The organism is Undibacterium sp. Di24W (genome assembly GCF_049340325.1).
GTDB lineage: Bacteria > Pseudomonadota > Gammaproteobacteria > Burkholderiales > Burkholderiaceae_D > Undibacterium.
In genome coordinates, this window is the sequence record NZ_JBMPOP010000007.1 from 182,498 (window position 1) to 200,191 (window position 17,694).

Sequence of the window (17,694 nt, forward strand, 5' to 3'; positions counted from 1 at the left end):
GCACGCTCAGGCTTACAAACAAAAGCTCAAATACGAAAACTTAAACAGCCCACACAGAACGGTAAGCAATACCCCCCCAAAGTCCAAGAACCGCAAGAAAATTAATCGTAAAGATCAATCCCCTTAGTCTGACATTGGCAGTCAGTATCTGAACCAAACTGTGCAGCACTCTACCAATAACAAACACCCACGCCAAGGCAACTGAGGACGAAATAACAGGTGCGTGAACCAGCAACAAACCCGCCGCATAAAAGAACAAGGGCCATTCGAACTGATTCGATAAATTTGCACTGATACGAGGTTCAAATTTTGCCCAAGGATTACTACCATCGGTGCGGCGACATACACCCCAGATAGTCGGGGCACGCGCGATTGTGAGCAAGACATAGAGGAATGCGCATAGGGCAACGTGGCTTGCCATGGGGATGATTAGAGGATGCTGCATAAGGGTTTCTAGTTGTGCCATGTAATTTCTCGAGCGTTCAATTTAAACATCCCGCCGAGCCCGAACATAAAATCAACTTTCATAAACTTGAAAATTTACGATTACGCTATGCTAGTCACCGCGCCAGAATTAGACCGTTTTTTCTCTATCTTGTTGACAATTGTAGACGCAAGAAAATCACCCAAGCGTTGGTGCGAACCAAAAAAAATAAAAATCCAATCAAGAATACCAAATAGGAACGTAATATTTCTAAAAAAAGATTGTACTGGAGTACATGGACGAAAATCCAACTTACTCACAGCGCTCAAGCCTAACAGTTTCTTGCCTATACTTTGTCCATTAGGAAGTGAATCTGAAAACAAGAAGTACAACATACCAATTACGATTCCCGCATACCCAGCAGATTCTGCATCGATCACTAGTTTCAACATGAAAAAAACTGAATAGCCAACAAAGTATGTAACTAATCCATCAATGAACTGACCTTGAAATCGTGTGCCAGAGGTCTTGTTGCGCCGGCTTCCATTTCAATCGTTTTGTTTTCCATCATTGACTACCTAATTAAGGTTTACGGCGACAAAGAGAGCAATCAAATTTTAGCCTAAAGCAAATCGCCACAGAAAGCATCAAGCGTCGCCTCACATACGTTTCGACCAGTATTTACAGCGCTTAGAGGAATAAAAATTTTTGTAAAATTCGTCAACTAAGTTCCACGCATTGTACACAAATAGTATTTACATGAAAGCATTTATTCTCAAAGGTGTATAGCGCCTTAATCTTACTTAGCACCGCCATTTCAAAACGCGAAATTTAATTGCATTAATTGATTTAGTTTGTACCTCCTAACATGTGGCTATTAAAACCATATAAGGATATGCCCTTATATTCTTTTGAGGATCACAGAAAATCACTTATCCTCAATATCCTTGTTAGTACCCTTTTGCATTGAGGAACTTATGCCTGTTTATCAAAATAATGCCGATTCTATCGGTCGTACCCCTTTAGTTAAATTAAACCGAATTACGGATGGTGCTGGCGCCACTGTGTTGGCGAAGATTGAAGGTCGTAATCCTGCGTATTCGGTGAAGTGCCGGATTGGTGCTGCGATGGTGGCAGATGCTGAAGCGCGTGGTTTGCTTGGCCCGGGTAAAGAATTGATCGAACCCACTAGCGGCAATACCGGCATTGCGCTGGCGTTTGTCGCTGCCGCGAAAGGTATCCCCTTGACCTTGACGATGCCTGAGACGATGAGTATCGAGCGTCGTAAACTATTGGTCGCCTACGGTGCCAAACTGATCTTGACGGAAGGTGCAAAAGGCATGAATGGCGCGATCGCTAAAGCTGAAGAAATTCGTGCCAGCGATCCTGATCGTTATGTCTTGCTGCAACAGTTTAAAAATCCAGCCAACCCGGCAATTCATGAAAGAACAACTGGTCCAGAAATCTGGAATGATACTGAAGGTCAGGTCGATATCTTTGTCTCTGGCGTGGGCACGGGCGGCACCATTACCGGTGTATCTCGCTACATCAAGCAAACCCAAGGTAAGGCGATTTTGACCGTAGCGGTTGAACCGACCGCAAGTCCGGTATTGACGCAAAAACGCAATGACCAAGAGATCAAACCTGCACCGCATAAAATTCAAGGTATCGGTGCCGGTTTTGTACCTGATGTGTTGGACCTGTCTTTGGTTGATCTGATTGAGCAAGTCAGCAACGAAGACGCCGTCGCTTTTGCGCAGCGCCTGGCAAAAGAAGAAGGGATTTTGGCGGGCATCTCATGCGGCGCAGCGACAGCTGTGGCAGTGCGTCTAGCCCAGTTACCTGAGAATGCTGGCAAGACGATTGTTGTGGTTTTGCCCGATTCTGGTGAACGTTACTTGAGTTCGATTTTATTTGATGGTTATTTTGATGCGAGCGGTATCGCGATTTAATGGTTAGATTTACTAGGGTGTGCACAGCGCCCTAGTATTAAACTTTAACGAGTCTTTTTAACGGTCAGGTGCGGTCAACGGCAAAATAATTTCAAAACTGGTACCACTCTCGATAGTACTGCGCACTTCTATACTGCCGCCTAATACTGAATGAACGATGTTGTAGCAAATATGCAGACCCAAGCCACTGCCACCTTGCCCTAAGCGTGTCGTAAAAAAAGGATCGAATATCTTACTCAGATTTGATTCACTGATGCCGTGCCCATTGTCGCTAAAAATAATGCGCACCTGTCTGTCATCGATAAATTCTGCCTTCAAGCTCATTACACCGTGTTTGCGCTCGTCAAATGCATGCACGATCGCATTCATGATCATATTACTTAACACCTGCCCAAATGGCCCTGGATAACTATCCATGAGTATCACTTCAGGCATATCAATCTTTAACTCATGTTCTTCTCGCTTTATTCGATTTGACATCGTTAAGGCGATTTCTTCACTGACTGTTCTTAAATCAAACTGTCGTCTTTGATCAGAGGTTTGATCGACCGCAATTTGCTTAAAGCCGGTGATCAAATCAGATGCCGTGGATAAATTACGGACCAACAATGTGCTAGAGGTTTCGGTGGCACGGGCAAATACGTCGAGGCTAGAACGACGCATTTTACCAGTCTCGACTTCTGCCAAAAATCGACTACTCATTTCTTGCATAGTGCTGGCGGTCAACAAGCTATTACCCAAAGGCGTATTCAGTTCATGAGCCACACCCGCCACCAAGGAACCTAGAGCTGCCAGTTTTTCTTGCTCAACCAATTTCGCCTGTGTCAATTGCAGATATTGATAGGCTTCCGCGTTATCAAAAGCAATCGCAGAATACGCTGCGAGGGTACGCAAAATATCCAAATCTCTGGATGTAAATGCATAGCAACGCTCGCTCTGCAAGCAAAGTACGCCAATCACTTTGGATTTCACAATCATAGGTGCAAAGATACCCGACTTCGCCTGTGGTGGTTCACTCTCATCGACATGACGCAAACCTCGACTATTTGCTGATACATATTGTCGATTAACCGAATCCTGTAAGCGATTATCGAATTGATACTCATCAATCTTAATTTCTTTAGCGCTTAGTACACATTGTGAAGAAGGCTGCTCCGCTGCATCAAGACTACGCTGATAGGGTTCAACCATTTTTCCATTTGCCACCATAAAGCGAAACTCAATTTGACGTTTATCCCAATCCACCATGCCAACTCCGAATGACATGGACTCAATGAGTTTACTGATATTTTGATAAAGCACTTGTTGAATCATCGTTGAATCTAAGCTTCCGGTAATTTCACGGCCGATGGCACTTAATAAAGCAATATCTTGCTTTGCGCGTTCGGCGATTTCTCTTTGCTCGACGACTTCGGCTGTACGCGCTGTGACTTCGTGTTCGAGGTAGGTTTGATTCGCTCTATACCTTTTCACCCGCATACGGTAGATGACAAAAATTGCTGAAGAGACGGCCAAAAATACCATTGAGTACCACCACCAGGTGCGCCAGAATGGCGGCAACACTTCGACTTCTAACAACAAAGTACTGTCACTCCAAACACCATCTGGATTAGCTGCCTTAGCAAACAGTTGATAACGACCTGGATTTAAATTTGTGTATGTTGCAGTTCCTTGCTCACCTAAGCCTTCAATCCAATCGCTATCTGATCCTTCTAATTTCCACGCATAACGATTTTGATTACGGTTAAAGTATTGCAAGGCAGATAGTTGAAAACTCACCATCGCATGCTTATGGGTGAGCTTGATTTGTTTCGCCAGATGCAGAGCGCCAGAAATACCTACTTCCTCCAAGCTAGCGAGTTCCGGATTTTGCCCACTAATTTTATTTGTCCATTTACGCCACAAGTTGTCTGCACCATCGACACTTTTTTGTTCGGCTTGGTCCATTAACTTCGTCGTCGTTCCTGCAGAACGCAATGAACGGTTAAAAATTAAAATATCACTCAATACGACTTTAGGCGCTCGCAAATTATCACGCAGCTGTTCCGGCACAAAACGGATCAGGCCTTTAGTCCCAAAATACAAACTACCATCTGGTCCGCGTGCGCTTGCACCAAAATTTATGCCGGCACCAAAGTGCGTCAATGCTGGATAAAAACGTGCTGTATTTTGCTCTGGAATTAAACGCGTTAAACCGAGATCATTACCTAGCCAAATTTCCCCATTAGCGGCATCTTGTATAGAATCAAAACCTGTCCGAGGCATATTTTTTGCCTGCAACCAAGATCGCAACTGCCACGCGCCTTGAATTTCTGCAATGTCGAACAAACCGATTTCAGTTGCCAGCCAAAGCCGTTTTTTTTGATCTTGTCGCATGGCTTGTATGGCCAATTTTTCTGGTTGTGGCACAAGCTTATCAGGACGTATCGGAGCGAGAAAGGTTTCAGTAGCGGCTTGCCACAAATAGAGGCCGCCTTTCGTGCCCACCCATAGTTTGCCAGTATCATCTACTAGCAAACTATCCACCACATCATTTCCCAAGGAGCCAGCGATCCCTCTATCGTTGCGATAGATTTTTGCCTCATAGCGCGCCGACACATCTCGCCCAACCGAATTTTTTATTCGATACAAACCTAAAGCGCTCCCGGCCCACAGATCGCCATTACGATCAAGTACCAGCGAACTGATCGAAGCACCAGCTGCTAATTGATTATTCAGAGCGATCTCTTGACTCACCTGCCGTTGCGTATCGAATGCAAATAAACCACCATCACCACCTATCCATAATTTGCCATCAGGTGCTAGCAATTGCGCTTTAATTTTAGATAGCGGCATCACGCTGTCAGGGACTTTTTTTACTTCTCCATTATCTAAATTCAAATGAACCAGGCCATTGCTATAGGTACCTACCCACGCCACATGATCAGATACAAAGCTGATCGCCATTGCCACAGGCGAAGCTAAATTTTTATCTCCGACCGATTCATTCAAATACAAACTAAAGCGCTTACTACGCAAATCGGCTTGTGCTGCACCGCCATCACTCGTGCCCACCCATAGGCTACCATTACTGTCCTGAATAACACTTTGCACCGCCCCGGAATTAAGACTACTAGGAGTTGCCCGGCTATGCCGATATTGTGTAATTTTTTGACTGCCATTGGCCCATTTGCTGATACCACTCTGACCACCTTGTCCAATCCACATTGAGTCTTCGCTATCCTTTAGTAGTGTGCGAACAACCACAGGATCTAACACAAACTGATTGCGTAAGGGATCGCGGCGCGGACGATTCTGATCAACGTGCCAGATTTGCAAATCACCTTCCATACCCACCCACAATCGCTGTTGCGCATCGAACGCCAAACTGCGTACTTGGAGATCGACAGTACTACTCTCTCTCGCAGTTGTCATATCAATGGTGCTAAACACTAAACTCAGCTGGGCATTTTTATCAATATGAGCGACGTGATTACCCTGCCCCAGCCAGACCCCGCCTTGCATATCACTGATAATCACAAAGATCCGACCTTGAAGGCGCGCATCATTTGATTTCCACAGCGTGAACTGGCGTGTTTTTGTATCAAATTGATAGAGCCCACCATACATCGCGACCCAAATTTTCTTATTATCGCCAGCAACAATGCCGCTGACTCGCCGATTTTGCAAGCTGATATCTGCTGGTATTTCTTGTCGTTGTACCGTTTCGGAGCGCAAGTCAAGACGATCAAAACCAGATCGGGTGCCCAACCACAACACGGCGTCATCATCTTCGAGCAAGGCCGTGACCAAAGGATTACTAATCGTTCTCGTATTTTTTTCTTCGTAACCGAAAACTTTGATTTGACGCCCATCATAGCGGGCTAAGCCATTTGCCGTACCCAGCCACATAAAGCCTTGTTTATCCTGCAGCATACTCATCACGCTACTGCTAGGCAGACCATGCTCTTGGGTCAAATGACTAAAACGCAGGGATTGAATTGAATCGGCGCGCGCCACCGCATTTATCTGAATAATGATAAGTGCGGTGGCCAATAGTAAGTAGGAAAGTTGGCCACGCAGCACAAAGCAGAAGCGAAATAAAACAGCACTTAATAAAATACTGTAGCGTCTCATCTGTCTGCCCATCCGGTGTAACCGTAAGGAGTAGCGATGCTTTCAACAAATCAATTTAGCTGATTCACATCACTCGTCGAGGTATCCAAGTTATTTCTATATTGCGTTTACTTTATAAAAAATTTATCAGGATACTCATGCACTCTTCAGCGCGTAATGTCTTGCGATAATGCATTGTAAGCACGATTTGAACAACAATGAAATAAAGAAACGCAAATGCCTACAAATTTACGACAATGCCGAGACTTTAACCAAAATCTTTAAAAGTCTCCAAATCGATCTGTACCGACTGTTCGCCTGCCGACATCCAGATTTGCCCGTCTTGTATGGTGCACTGCAACTGCATCGTACGTTGTGCCATCTTGGCTAGTTCTTGACTGGTATCAGAGGCAATATTTTTCACACATAAATTTTTAGCGCGATCTAAACGACTATTGATTTGTTTCCACCAGATGCTACTGGCATGGGCAAAACTATAGACCACCACTTTCTCTGCGCGCCCACAAGCTTTCAATAAACGACGATCGTCGGGTTGTCCGACTTCACCCCATAACAAAATCGCGTCGGTATAATCTTTTTCCCAGAAATCAGGTTCTTCAGTGTCGGAAATGCCTTTGCCAAATGCTAAGCGTTCGGTGGCATGAATAGCGAATGCCACTACCCGCACCATCATGCGTTCGTCAGTTTCTGAGGGATGACGTGCTATCGTCAAACTATGGTCCGCATAATAGCCGCGATCCATGTCCGAAATATTCAGTTCTGCTTTATAAATTGTTGATTTAAGTGCCATTGTTATTTTTAGAGATTTATTTGAATTTATTTAAAAACGACGGTCTTATGACCGTTTAAGAGTATGCGATGTTCTACGAAATAATTAACTGCACGTGCCAGCACCACGCATTCAACATCACGTCCGATTGCAGTGAGTTTTTCCGGATCCATCGCGTGATCCACACGCTCCACATCTTGCTCAATGATAGGACCTTCATCCAAATCACCGGTCACAAAATGCGCTGTCGCACCAATCAACTTCACGCCTCGGTCATGCGCTTGGTAATAAGGCTTTGCCCCTTTAAAGCTAGGTAAGAAAGAATGATGAATGTTAATCGCGCGACCGCTGAGCGCCTGACACATTTCGTTCGACAATATCTGCATATAACGGGCTAACACCACCAGCTCGGCTTGATGTCCGTCTATCACGTCTAAGACCTTACGCTCTTGCGCGGCTTTTGCCTCAGCATTAGCACCTGCCGCCAAAGGTAAATGATGGAAAGGAATATTGTAACTAGCGGCTAATTGATAAAAGTCGGTGTGATTCGAAATAATCGCCTTGATCTCGACTGGTAATAACCCAGACTTATAGCGGAACAATAGATCATTAAGGCAATGCCCTATCTTGGACACCATCAAAACCACACGTGGCTTATGATGCGCGTCATGCAGTTGCCATTCCATCTTCCAACTCTGGGCCACCTCAGCAAACTCCGCGCGCAGTCTTTGATCGCTGATCGCTGCATCGTCCAGCGAAAAATGCACGCGCATAAAAAACAATTGCGAATGGGCATCACCAAATTGGGCCGAGTCAATAATATTGCAACCATGGGTCGCCAAGAAACCGGAAACACTGTGCACAATGCCGCGCTGATCGGGACATGCCAAAGTCAGGATATATTCTGGATGCATAAATTTTAGAAAAATTAATTATTTTTAAGATAATAAATAGAGGCTAGTTCGCGAGCAACATTGTCTCATGTTCAAGCGGTTTTTTTATCTTGATTGAGCAGGAATCAGTGCGAATGATGATAAACACAAATAAAAGCACAGTCGTTCTTATTAAGGTATAGTCACTTTACTTGTGGATTTCCGCCATGAGCTTCACCAACCTTACTTTTGGAGCTTCTACTATGCCTATACATGCGCCTCTTATCAATCGTCAGATACGCTTAGCTGCCCGACCGGTAGGTTTTCCGAAAGATAGCGATTGGCAACATACCGAAGAAGCTGTCACAGACCTAAAACCGGGTGAGATTTTGGTAAAAACCTTATACCTGTCGATCGATCCGGCAATGCGTGGATGGATGAATGGGAGTAAATCCTATATTCGCCCAGTAGAAATCAACGAAGTCATGCGTGCTGGCGGTATAGGTCAGATACTGGCGTCGCAATCCGAACGCTTTCAAGTCGGTGACTATGTGTCTGGCAGTCTAGGTGTACAGGAATATTGGCAAGGTGCAGCGGATAATCCGTATGCCGGATTTTACAAGGTCGATCCTCAATTAGCGCCGCTCCCTAAATTTTTAAATGCCCTAGGCATGCCTGGCATGACGGCCTACTTCGGTCTGTTAGATGTCGGCCAGCCCAAAGCAGGTGAAACGGTTGTGGTATCCGGCGCAGCAGGCGCAGTGGGTCAGACCGTTGGTCAAGTGGCGAAGCAACTCGGCTGTCGTGTGGTGGGCATCGCTGGCGGTAAAGACAAATGTGATTTTGTCGTCAATGAACTTGGCTTTGACGCCTGCATAGATTATAAAAACAGCGCCGTCAAAGACGGATTGAAACAGCACTGCCCAGATGGCGTGGATATTTACTTTGACAATGTCGGCGGTGAGATTTTAGATACGGTGCTCACCCGCATTAATCGAAAAGCTCGCATCATCATCTGTGGTGCGATATCACAATACAACAATACCTCTGAAATAAAAGGTCCCGCTAACTACTTGTCGCTACTGGTCAATCGGGCGCGTATGGAAGGTATCGTAGTATTCGATTACGTGCAACGTTATCCTGAAGCGGTTCAGCAAATGAGCGCCTGGATGGCTGCAGGTAAATTTCACACACGCGAGGATATCGTTGAAGGATTAGACAATTTCCCGAGCGCGCTCATGATGCTGTTTGAAGGGAAAAATTTCGGCAAACTGATCTTACAAGTGGCAAACGATCAGTGAAGTGACGTAAGTAAGATAGCTAGACGCGAATGCGTTTAGGCACAAAGAAGCAAAAATCAAGCACATCGCACCCACACAGTTTGCAATACGGCGACAGACACTCTGGCAAAACCAATTAGAGATTGCAAGCCGTATTGCACCTGTGTAATATGGATTGAGATACTTGGGCACTTTAATGGCTAAACACCATCACTAAGTCTTTCAGTTCAGAATGAGGTCCTATGAAGGATTTTTTCTACGGCGATCCGTCACCAGTCTATTTTTCATAAGCGCTGCGTCCGGTGCAGAGGAACCAGACCCTGCGTTCAAATTCCATGACTTCGGCACACTTGACTACCAAGGAATTCCGCAGAAACAAGAGCATCGTCATCAGTTTTAAATTTATTTTTAATTGAGGAAAAACCGACTATTTTGACCATGTATCGACAACGACGACTATTTATATTGTTAGCCGCTCTGACGGTGGGAGCCTCTGCTAGCGAACGCGCTGCGGGAAGTGATTTTGTCGTCATTGCTAATCTACGGTCGGGTATAACTAAAATGAGTAAAGATGAGGTAATTAACGTCTATATGGGGCGAAATCGCAAATTGGCCTCGGGCATTACTGCCATGCCTTTAGATTTAGAAAATCCTCTCGCTGTGAAGGCTCATTTTTATAGCGTCTTGGTAAATAAAGATCTCTCAGAAATCAGTTCGTATTGGGCCAGACTTGTATTCTCCGGTCAAGGTTCGCCACCAAGGCAAGTCAAGAGCCAAGAAGAAGCCATTGAAATCGTCACTCGTAGACGAGGTGCGATTGCCTATATAGAACGAACAAAAATTGATAAGCGTGTTAAAGTCGTTTTCGATCCACTACGTTAAGCTAACACCACAAGAAAGCATGCTGAGCTCACTTCGTACCAGTATTGTTGTTCGTAGCAGCGCGATAGTTCTGGCAATCACTTTGTTTGTCGGTGGGATTTTTGCTGCTTTCACATATTTTTGGGAATCAAACACTGAGCGAGAATTAGTGAAGAATCGCATGAATAGCTTACTCAGCACTGTAGAGAACACCGTCAGTATCGCTTGCTATCTGTTTGATGCCAATCTGGCTAAAGAAGTTGCGCAAGGTTTGCTGAGCAACCAGGATGTCGCCAGCGTCAAAATATATTCTGAACAGCAGACACTCGCCGCTTTAAGCAAAAACAAGAGCGTACAAGAAAAGGGCTTGCTGCGTTTAGATGACAAGTCAAAACTATTCATACAACGCCCGCTCTACTCTCCATTCAATCCTAATGAATTGGTCTGCCAGATTGAGCTAACTCCAGATCTCATTTTTATTCGAGGACAAATCAATAATAAGGCTCGTATCACTGCCTATCTGTTGCTATTACAAGCACTAATCATGGCTGGCGCGGTAGTCTATGTCGTCACGTACAAAATTACCCGCCCGATCAAAACCATTTCCGATAGACTACATCGACTACCGCCCAATGCGAACGCGAGCTTGTCCTTACCCGCTGGCAACGAGCACGATGAAATTGGACAACTGGTAAGAGATGTCAATACGCTGTTTTCTAAACTATTTAATCTCTTGGAAGACGAACGCGAATTGCGCATACGCCATCAGATTGGTGAAAAAAAATTCCAAGCGATTTTTGAGAATTCTGAAACCGGCATATTTTTATTGAAACCGGATGGCGAAGTTATTTCCTCGAATCCCGCCTATTTACGTCTATTCGCCATCCCTTTGGATGCGGATCCTAGCAAAATCAAACATAGCTTAGTCAATAATTTAAATGAATATGCATTGCGATTGCAAAGTATGTTGGAAAACGCAAGCTATGCGGAACAAGTTGCATCCGAAGATTTTATGATAGAAGTTGGTACATCTAGCCAAAAAAAGTGGATCAATTTGGTACTCAGTGCTGTTGAAAATGGGATATTACAGGGCTTAGTCAACGACATTACAGAGAGAAAGCAAATTGAAGAATCCGCGACACAACTTGCGGTAACGGATTACCTGACAGGAATCGCCAATCGACTCGGTTTTGAAAAAGCCATGGCACGAATTCACTTTGAAATGCACGGCGGCCTTATCAACAGTTTTTATTTGCTGATGATAGACCTTGATGGCTTTAAAGAAGTGAATGATCAGCTTGGTCATGAAATTGGCGACAAAGTGTTATGCCACTTTTCACAGCTCTTAACAAAAATCGTTAGGAAGTCCGATTTTATAGCAAGGATTGGTGGCGATGAATTCGTCGTTGTTCTTAAAGACATCGATCAACTAGACAAAGTCCAATCGATCGCAGAAAAAATTACTAGCTCGGCAGCAAAAGTGATTATTTTTGAAAACACGACGGCAATTCAGATTGGCGCAAGTGTGGGCATAGCTTTCGCCAGTACGCCAGACTTCGAACAAAGTACTATCCTGGCACAGGCGGATGAAGCAATGTATGTGGCTAAGAAATCGGGCAAGAATCAATACCACATTTATAGCCCCAGCTAATCAATTGACGCAGATTGCAAGGCACGATCATTCAAGCAAAACTACACATCGAAATCAAGCGATGCCGCAAGGCAGTACCGCAAGTTGCGCCCAGCAATACCTAAGAACTCGACTAGTAGAATAATGGGATTAAGCTTATGCTCTTGCTTTTATTGGAGCCAACTTAAGTGTCTGAAATTTTGCTTACCTACCAAAGCCATTGGCAGCCCGAGACCAAAACACAACGCGCCTTTGCATTCGCCGCAGCAGTTACCATTTCACAGTGTTTCTTTGCACAATTTAATCAGCAATCCATACACGCCAGCATAGATCAAAAGAGTCGCTTGGGTGCTACGCGAGAGCTGATCCTGACATGGATCAAATCGCCCACTAAGCAGAATGACAAAACACGAGCAAACGAAGTACCTAAAAAGAGCCCCGCTGAAAACACCATAACAAAAACTGCGAAGCCAGTTACGTCCCTCAAAACCAACTCAACGGCAAAACAACGCACAACGGATATAGAAAGTTCTGATTCGACGCCAACGTCAATCACAGTGAAAGATGTGACAGGCAGTGACCCACTCTTCAATAACAGCCCACAAGAAGCCACGCTCGGTATCAGTAAAGATCGTTCTTCAATTTCCGGGATGCCAGGAAAACCTAATAGCGCTGCAATTAGAGCGGCTTACGAAGCAAGTAAATCTGATATTCAAAAAATGGCTGATGCGAGCAATAAGACTTTAATCAACACTCCAGCCAGCAAATACGAACAATTTCAAGGTGCCGCCAATCGTGCGGCAAAGCCAGATTGCCTGCGTCAAGGTGGTAGCATTTTGTCTTTATTCGTGGTTGCTTATCAAGCCGCAACCGATCATTGCAAGTAAAGCAGCGCAAAATAAATCTTAGCAAAGCGATCAATTTATATCTGTTCATTAATGAGGGTGGCACCCGCACAGGCTACTTCATTTAGGGAAGTCGCTCGTCATCAAAATCGGGCAAGGTTAGTCGTCCTGTGTGATAATCATACTCATAGACTTCGCCATAGCGCCCCCATTCAACGGCGATTTCCAACACGCGTTTTGCCTCATCTTCTTTCATAAATTCTTCCAGCAATTCCAGCAATGGCGCTTCCGCTAAACTACCGTTCGTCTCTGCTTCAAGATTACGGCGGATATGCGCTGCCAAAGGTACGTGCGCCAACAATTGCTGTCCAAACAGTTCTTGCTTACTGGCCTGATCCGCGAAGACATAGCGTTCGCCGAGCGCCGTCAAACTGATGTCACCTTTTTCCACCAAGGCCAACCCTAACAAACTAAGTGCCTCGTAGGTCGGGAATAACTCTTCGTCGGACAGCTCAGTTTCAGCAGCCAGTTGTGGCAAATCCGCACGACCGTTAAATGGCGTATCAGCCAGCAAATCTAAGACGCCCTCAATGCGGCTAATATCCGTATCCGGTAGGCGGTATCCAAGGTGGTGTATGGTTTCTCCAGTTGCCGTTTCATGTGTATGACGCATCGTCATCAAACCGTAAATTTCATCGATCAAAGCACGCACTTCTAACGAATCGACATCACGTGGACGCGGCAAATCCACTTTAATCTCACAACGCACACGTCCAGGATCATTACCTAGAATAATTACACGGTCAGCCATCATGACCGCTTCCTCAATATTGTGCGACACCACCAAAATGCCTTTAGTTGATACCTTAGCCTCTCGCCACAGCTCCAACATATCGTTACGCAACGTCTCGCCGGTCAACACGTCCAAAGCAGAGAATGCTTCGTCCATCAATAGCACATCAGGATTGGTCACCAAGGCACGCGCTATGCCTACCCTTTGCTTCATGCCACCCGACAACTCACGTGGCAAGGCACCACCAAACCCAGCCAAGCCTATAAGTTCAAGTACAGCGTCAGCACGCTGTTCACGCTCTACAGATGGAACGCCTTGCGCCTCTAGTCCCAGCTCCACATTCTGTTGCACCGTCAACCAAGGGAATAACGCGAAAGATTGAAATACCATAGCAATACCCGCGACCGGACCATATATTGCTTTGTCACGATAAGTCATCTGGCCTTGATCAGCAGGAATCAAGCCCGCCATGATTCGCAGCAGAGTTGATTTACCCGAACCTGATTTACCTAACAAAGCGACTATTTCACCGTCTTTCAAACTGAAGTCCACTTGATCCAATACCAGTCGAGCACTACCGTCCGCTGCCTTAAAGGATTTGCTCACTCCCTTTAGCTCGATTAAATTTTTCTGTACCATCACTTTTTTCTTTCTATCTCAAAAGCCGCGTTCATCTGCGAACAAATATAACTTACGCCAGAAAAACCTATTTAACAGCATCACAAATATACACATCACGCTGACACCCAATGCGATACGATGAAAATCACCCGCTTCTGTCATTTGCTTGATATAGCTACCAAGGCCATCGGCAATTAAAGTTGTCTTTCCCCAAGTAACATATTCAGCCACGATACTGGCATTCCAGGAACCGCCACTGGCCGTAATTGCACCCGTAATGTAGCTAGGAAAAATCGCTGGTAGATAAACCCGTTTCCATTTCAACCAACCATGTAAGCCCAGATTATCCGCTGCCAAACGTAGCTCATTGGGAATTGCAGCCGCCCCCGATACCACATTGAACAAGATGTACCATTGCGTACCAAACACCATCAAAGGACTAAGCCAGATGTTCGGACTCAAATTCCAGTTCAACATCGCAAACACCACAACCGGGAACATCAAATTCACAGGAAATGCCGCCAGAAACTGAGCGAGGGCTTGCACCCTTTGTGAGTAGCGTGGACGTAAACCTATCCACACTGAGAGTGGCACCCAGATCAATGACGCCAATGCAATCAATACCATCACTCGCAACAGCGTAATCATGCCAAGTACAAATACATGACCAACTTCACGCCACCCCACATCACTATGAATAAATACCACGAGGCGATATGTGACCAATGTGGCTAGCAATAACAAACCGATGTTCCAGAGTTTGTCCCATACCAAAGAATGCGGACTCATCTTCGCACGCGAAGAACTACCGTCATAAGACAATTTAAACCATGACAAAGCCTTGCTCAGTTGTCGCCAGAACGCAGATGACCAATCGCGAAACCACGAACTATTGCGTAGCCAGTCAAGCATCCATGATTGCTGCGCTGTATCCCCTTGCGACTCTTCGAAACGAAACTTATCCGCCCACGCCAGCAAAGGTCGGAAGAATAGTTGGTCATACACGATTATCCCTCCCAACATCGCCAGAATCGCCCACGCAATCGCCCATCCATTTTTTGCATCTATCGCCACCGCGATATAAGAGCCTATGCCTGGCAATTTAATGTCTTGCCCCGCGACGGAAATTGCTTCAGCTGCAACCAGAAAAAACCAGCCGCCTGACATGGACATCATCATATTCCATAATAATCCTGGCATTGCGAAGGGCAGCTCAAGACGCCAAAAACGCTGCCATCCTGATAGCCGAAAAATCCTTGCGGCTTCATTGAGCTCCGCAGGTACATTGCGCATCGATTGATACAAGCTAAATGCCATATTCCAGGCCTGCGAGGTAAAGATTGCGAAAATCGCGGCACATTCAACGCCCAGTAAATCACCTGAAAATAGGGCAATAAAAGGTACAATCGCAATTGCTTGGAAGCCCAGAATAGGTACCGACTGCAAAATATCCAGTGAGGGAATCATTACGCGTTCAGCCGCTTTATATTTCACTGCAATCGCTGCAAATGCCAGGCTAAACAATAAGGAACAAGCCAACGCAGTAAACATGCGCAGCATGGTGCGCAACAGGTAATACGGCAAGTAAGTAGGATCAAGTGAAATATCTAGCATTTCACCAACAACGAAGGGGCGACTCATCTGCATCGCCGCAAATCCGAACGCCACAATGATCGCTAACACTATAGGCAACAAAGCCCAGTCCCAACGATTAGGACCCTTTTCCTGCAGAACACGTAGTGTTTTTTGCTGGCTAAATAATTCAAACATAAAAGCTCTCTGCTCAAATGCCAGGTGCGCACGATGCAAACGTCGGCCTGACATGACTCAGTCAAATTTTCCAAGACAAGCTTCGAAAGCGAACGACAAAAATTAGCTAAAGCCAACTCAAGACGAATGTCTTAGGCGAAAAATAGGTGTACAAAAAAGGAAATAGAGGAGAAGCCGGAGCGGCTCTCATCTACCTGCCAAGGACTGGCAAGTAGCAACAGAAAACTGTGTTTAGCTTGCCAGAATAAGGTCGACATAAGATCGACTACTATAACTATCCACAGTGAACTCGCTGAAAAATAAAGTCTGCAGGATAACACAAGAGAACTTTCTATTGCAACGCAAAAAAATGACAATTGAAAAAATTTGTAACTGACCGAAAATTCCTAATTCCTACACATCAAAAGTTTTCGCTGCAGGTTTTAGGCACTGGCCTTTTTTGCTGTTTTTCACCCACACATAATTCTCCAATTTCTGTCTTGACAGAAATTAGAGAAGAACCTACACTGCAGCCATGGAACTTACACCTGTCAAACAAAAATTCATATTGCACTGGGGCGAAATGGGCACCATGTGGGGTGTTAATCGTACAGTCAGTCAAATTCACGCGCTGCTGTACATCGTTGGCACGCCTCTCACTGCAGAAGAGATTGCCGATACTCTTGGTGTTGCGCGGTCGAATGTATCAAATTCACTCAAAGAATTGCAAAACTGGAAGCTGATCAAACTTGCACATGTCATGGGGGACCGTCGTGCGCATTTTGAAACGTCTCTCGATGTTTGGGAATTGTTCCGCACCGTGGTGCGTGAACGTAAAGAACGCGAATTCAATCCCACGATAGCGACTTTGCAAGCTTGTTTAGATAGCCCAGATATTGATCAAGAAGACCGCGCCAGCAAAGCACGTATTGCAGAGACGTTAGCGTTGATGAAGACCTTAACAAGCTGGACCGATGAAATGCTACGCCTAGAACCAAGTACTTTGATGAAACTACTCAAAATGGGCGCCAAAGTGCAGCAGTTTGTACGTGGGGAAGAAAAGTAGACCTTAAACGATGCGTATCGAGGGGGCAAGCGATATGCATTTTTTTGAACATATATTTCTCTCCAGACAGAAATTACAGAAATAAAATAATTAATTGATGAGATAGCAGTAAAAACGATTCAAACAAAAAAGCCTTTATTTAAAAATCACCATCAACTCGTAAACAAAGGAAACATCATGAACAACTACCCACTCACTTTGCTCTATGACGAATCATGCCCTCTCTGCAAACTAGAAATCGACAACTTGAAAGCGCGTAACGATCAGGATTTATTGCGCTTTATCGATGTGTCTGCAGTAAATTTTGATGACAGTCAATATCCCGCCAGTAAAAAAGAAATGATGGAAATCATTCATGCTATGCGTCCGGACGGTAGCTTTGCGAAAGGTGTCGAAGTATTCCGCTTAGCTTACGGTGCTGTTGGCTTGAGCTGGATTACCGCGCCCACCGGATTGCCTGTACTTAAACCACTGTTTGATTGGGCCTATATTCATGTTGCCCGCAATCGCTATCGCTTATCCAACCGAGTCTCAGGCCTTCTATTCAAAATTGCCGCAGATCGTGCAGCGAAACGTGCACTACACAATAGTCGAGTTTGTAAAAATGGTAGTTGTCCCCTACCTAAAAACAATGAACAGAGCGACGCTTAGCATGCGTTTTGCAAACGCGTCTGCCTCGCAACTTTAATTCATCAATAAATCATCACTGAGACCTA

14 protein-coding genes are annotated in these 17,694 nt (G+C 45.1%); 7 read left to right on the plus strand and 7 right to left on the minus strand.

The features are described 5' to 3' along the window. Positions 1-40: 40 nt before the first annotated feature. Together ACO0KZ_RS15905 and ACO0KZ_RS15910 are read right to left on the minus strand one after the other, a co-directional pair. Entirely contained in the window at positions 41-466 is a 426-nt protein-coding gene (locus ACO0KZ_RS15905) for an MAPEG family protein (protein ID WP_422996950.1), read from the minus strand. Between the two features lie 80 nt (positions 467-546). Continuing rightward, positions 547-921 (minus strand): RDD family protein, encoded by a 375-nt coding sequence (locus ACO0KZ_RS15910; protein WP_422997236.1) that lies wholly within the window; start codon positions 919-921, stop codon positions 547-549. 480 nt (positions 922-1,401) lie between these two features. Here ACO0KZ_RS15910 and cysK point away from each other — a divergent pair, with 480 nt between their 5' ends. Then, positions 1,402-2,376, plus strand: a complete 975-nt coding sequence (cysK, locus tag ACO0KZ_RS15915) for a cysteine synthase A (RefSeq protein ID WP_422996952.1) — start codon at positions 1,402-1,404, stop codon at positions 2,374-2,376. Positions 2,377-2,433: 57 nt separating this feature from the next. Here cysK and ACO0KZ_RS15920 read toward each other — a convergent pair whose 3' ends face one another. The 3 genes from ACO0KZ_RS15920 to purU all read right to left on the minus strand — a co-directional run bounded on the left by ACO0KZ_RS15920 (position 2,434) and on the right by purU (position 8,175). Beyond that, on the minus strand, positions 2,434-6,492 hold the full coding sequence (locus ACO0KZ_RS15920; RefSeq protein ID WP_422996954.1) for a two-component regulator propeller domain-containing protein: 4,059 nt from the start codon (positions 6,490-6,492) through the stop codon (positions 2,434-2,436). A gap of 247 nt (positions 6,493-6,739) precedes the next feature. Beyond that, positions 6,740-7,282, minus strand: a complete 543-nt coding sequence (locus ACO0KZ_RS15925; protein ID WP_422996956.1) for a YaeQ family protein — start codon at positions 7,280-7,282, stop codon at positions 6,740-6,742. A 26-nt stretch (positions 7,283-7,308) separates the two neighbouring features. Then, the gene (gene purU, locus ACO0KZ_RS15930) at positions 7,309-8,175 is read right to left on the minus strand and encodes a formyltetrahydrofolate deformylase (RefSeq protein WP_422996958.1); all 867 of its coding nucleotides are present in this window, start codon (positions 8,173-8,175) and stop codon (positions 7,309-7,311) included. A 221-nt stretch (positions 8,176-8,396) separates the two neighbouring features. On the opposite strand from purU, the gene ACO0KZ_RS15935 reads away from it, so the two are divergent. From ACO0KZ_RS15935 to ACO0KZ_RS15950, 4 genes are all read left to right on the plus strand, one after another. Then, the gene (locus tag ACO0KZ_RS15935; protein ID WP_422996960.1) at positions 8,397-9,434 is read left to right on the plus strand and encodes an NADP-dependent oxidoreductase; all 1,038 of its coding nucleotides are present in this window, start codon (positions 8,397-8,399) and stop codon (positions 9,432-9,434) included. A gap of 411 nt (positions 9,435-9,845) precedes the next feature. After that, entirely contained in the window at positions 9,846-10,295 is a 450-nt protein-coding gene (locus tag ACO0KZ_RS15940) for a hypothetical protein (protein ID WP_422996962.1), read from the plus strand. A gap of 19 nt (positions 10,296-10,314) precedes the next feature. Continuing rightward, a complete protein-coding gene (locus tag ACO0KZ_RS15945) occupies positions 10,315-11,925 on the plus strand; it encodes a diguanylate cyclase domain-containing protein (RefSeq protein WP_422996964.1) in 1,611 nt (536 codons plus the stop codon). Between the two features lie 167 nt (positions 11,926-12,092). Then, complete coding sequence (locus ACO0KZ_RS15950) at positions 12,093-12,791, plus strand: hypothetical protein (protein ID WP_422996966.1); 699 nt, start codon at positions 12,093-12,095, stop codon at positions 12,789-12,791. An 82-nt stretch (positions 12,792-12,873) separates the two neighbouring features. On the opposite strand, the gene ACO0KZ_RS15955 is transcribed toward ACO0KZ_RS15950, so the two are convergent. Together ACO0KZ_RS15955 and ACO0KZ_RS15960 are read right to left on the minus strand one after the other, a co-directional pair. After that, positions 12,874-14,181 (minus strand): nitrate/sulfonate/bicarbonate ABC transporter ATP-binding protein, encoded by a 1,308-nt coding sequence (locus ACO0KZ_RS15955; protein WP_422996968.1) that lies wholly within the window; start codon positions 14,179-14,181, stop codon positions 12,874-12,876. Positions 14,182-14,199: 18 nt separating this feature from the next. Further along, a complete protein-coding gene (locus ACO0KZ_RS15960) occupies positions 14,200-15,933 on the minus strand; it encodes an ABC transporter permease (RefSeq protein WP_422996970.1) in 1,734 nt (577 codons plus the stop codon). Between the two features lie 514 nt (positions 15,934-16,447). Here ACO0KZ_RS15960 and ACO0KZ_RS15965 point away from each other — a divergent pair. Together ACO0KZ_RS15965 and ACO0KZ_RS15970 are read left to right on the plus strand one after the other, a co-directional pair. Next, complete coding sequence (locus ACO0KZ_RS15965; protein WP_422996972.1) at positions 16,448-16,978, plus strand: GbsR/MarR family transcriptional regulator; 531 nt, start codon at positions 16,448-16,450, stop codon at positions 16,976-16,978. Positions 16,979-17,155: 177 nt separating this feature from the next. After that, entirely contained in the window at positions 17,156-17,629 is a 474-nt protein-coding gene (locus tag ACO0KZ_RS15970) for a thiol-disulfide oxidoreductase DCC family protein (RefSeq protein WP_422996974.1), read from the plus strand. The last annotated feature ends 65 nt before the right edge of the window (positions 17,630-17,694 follow it).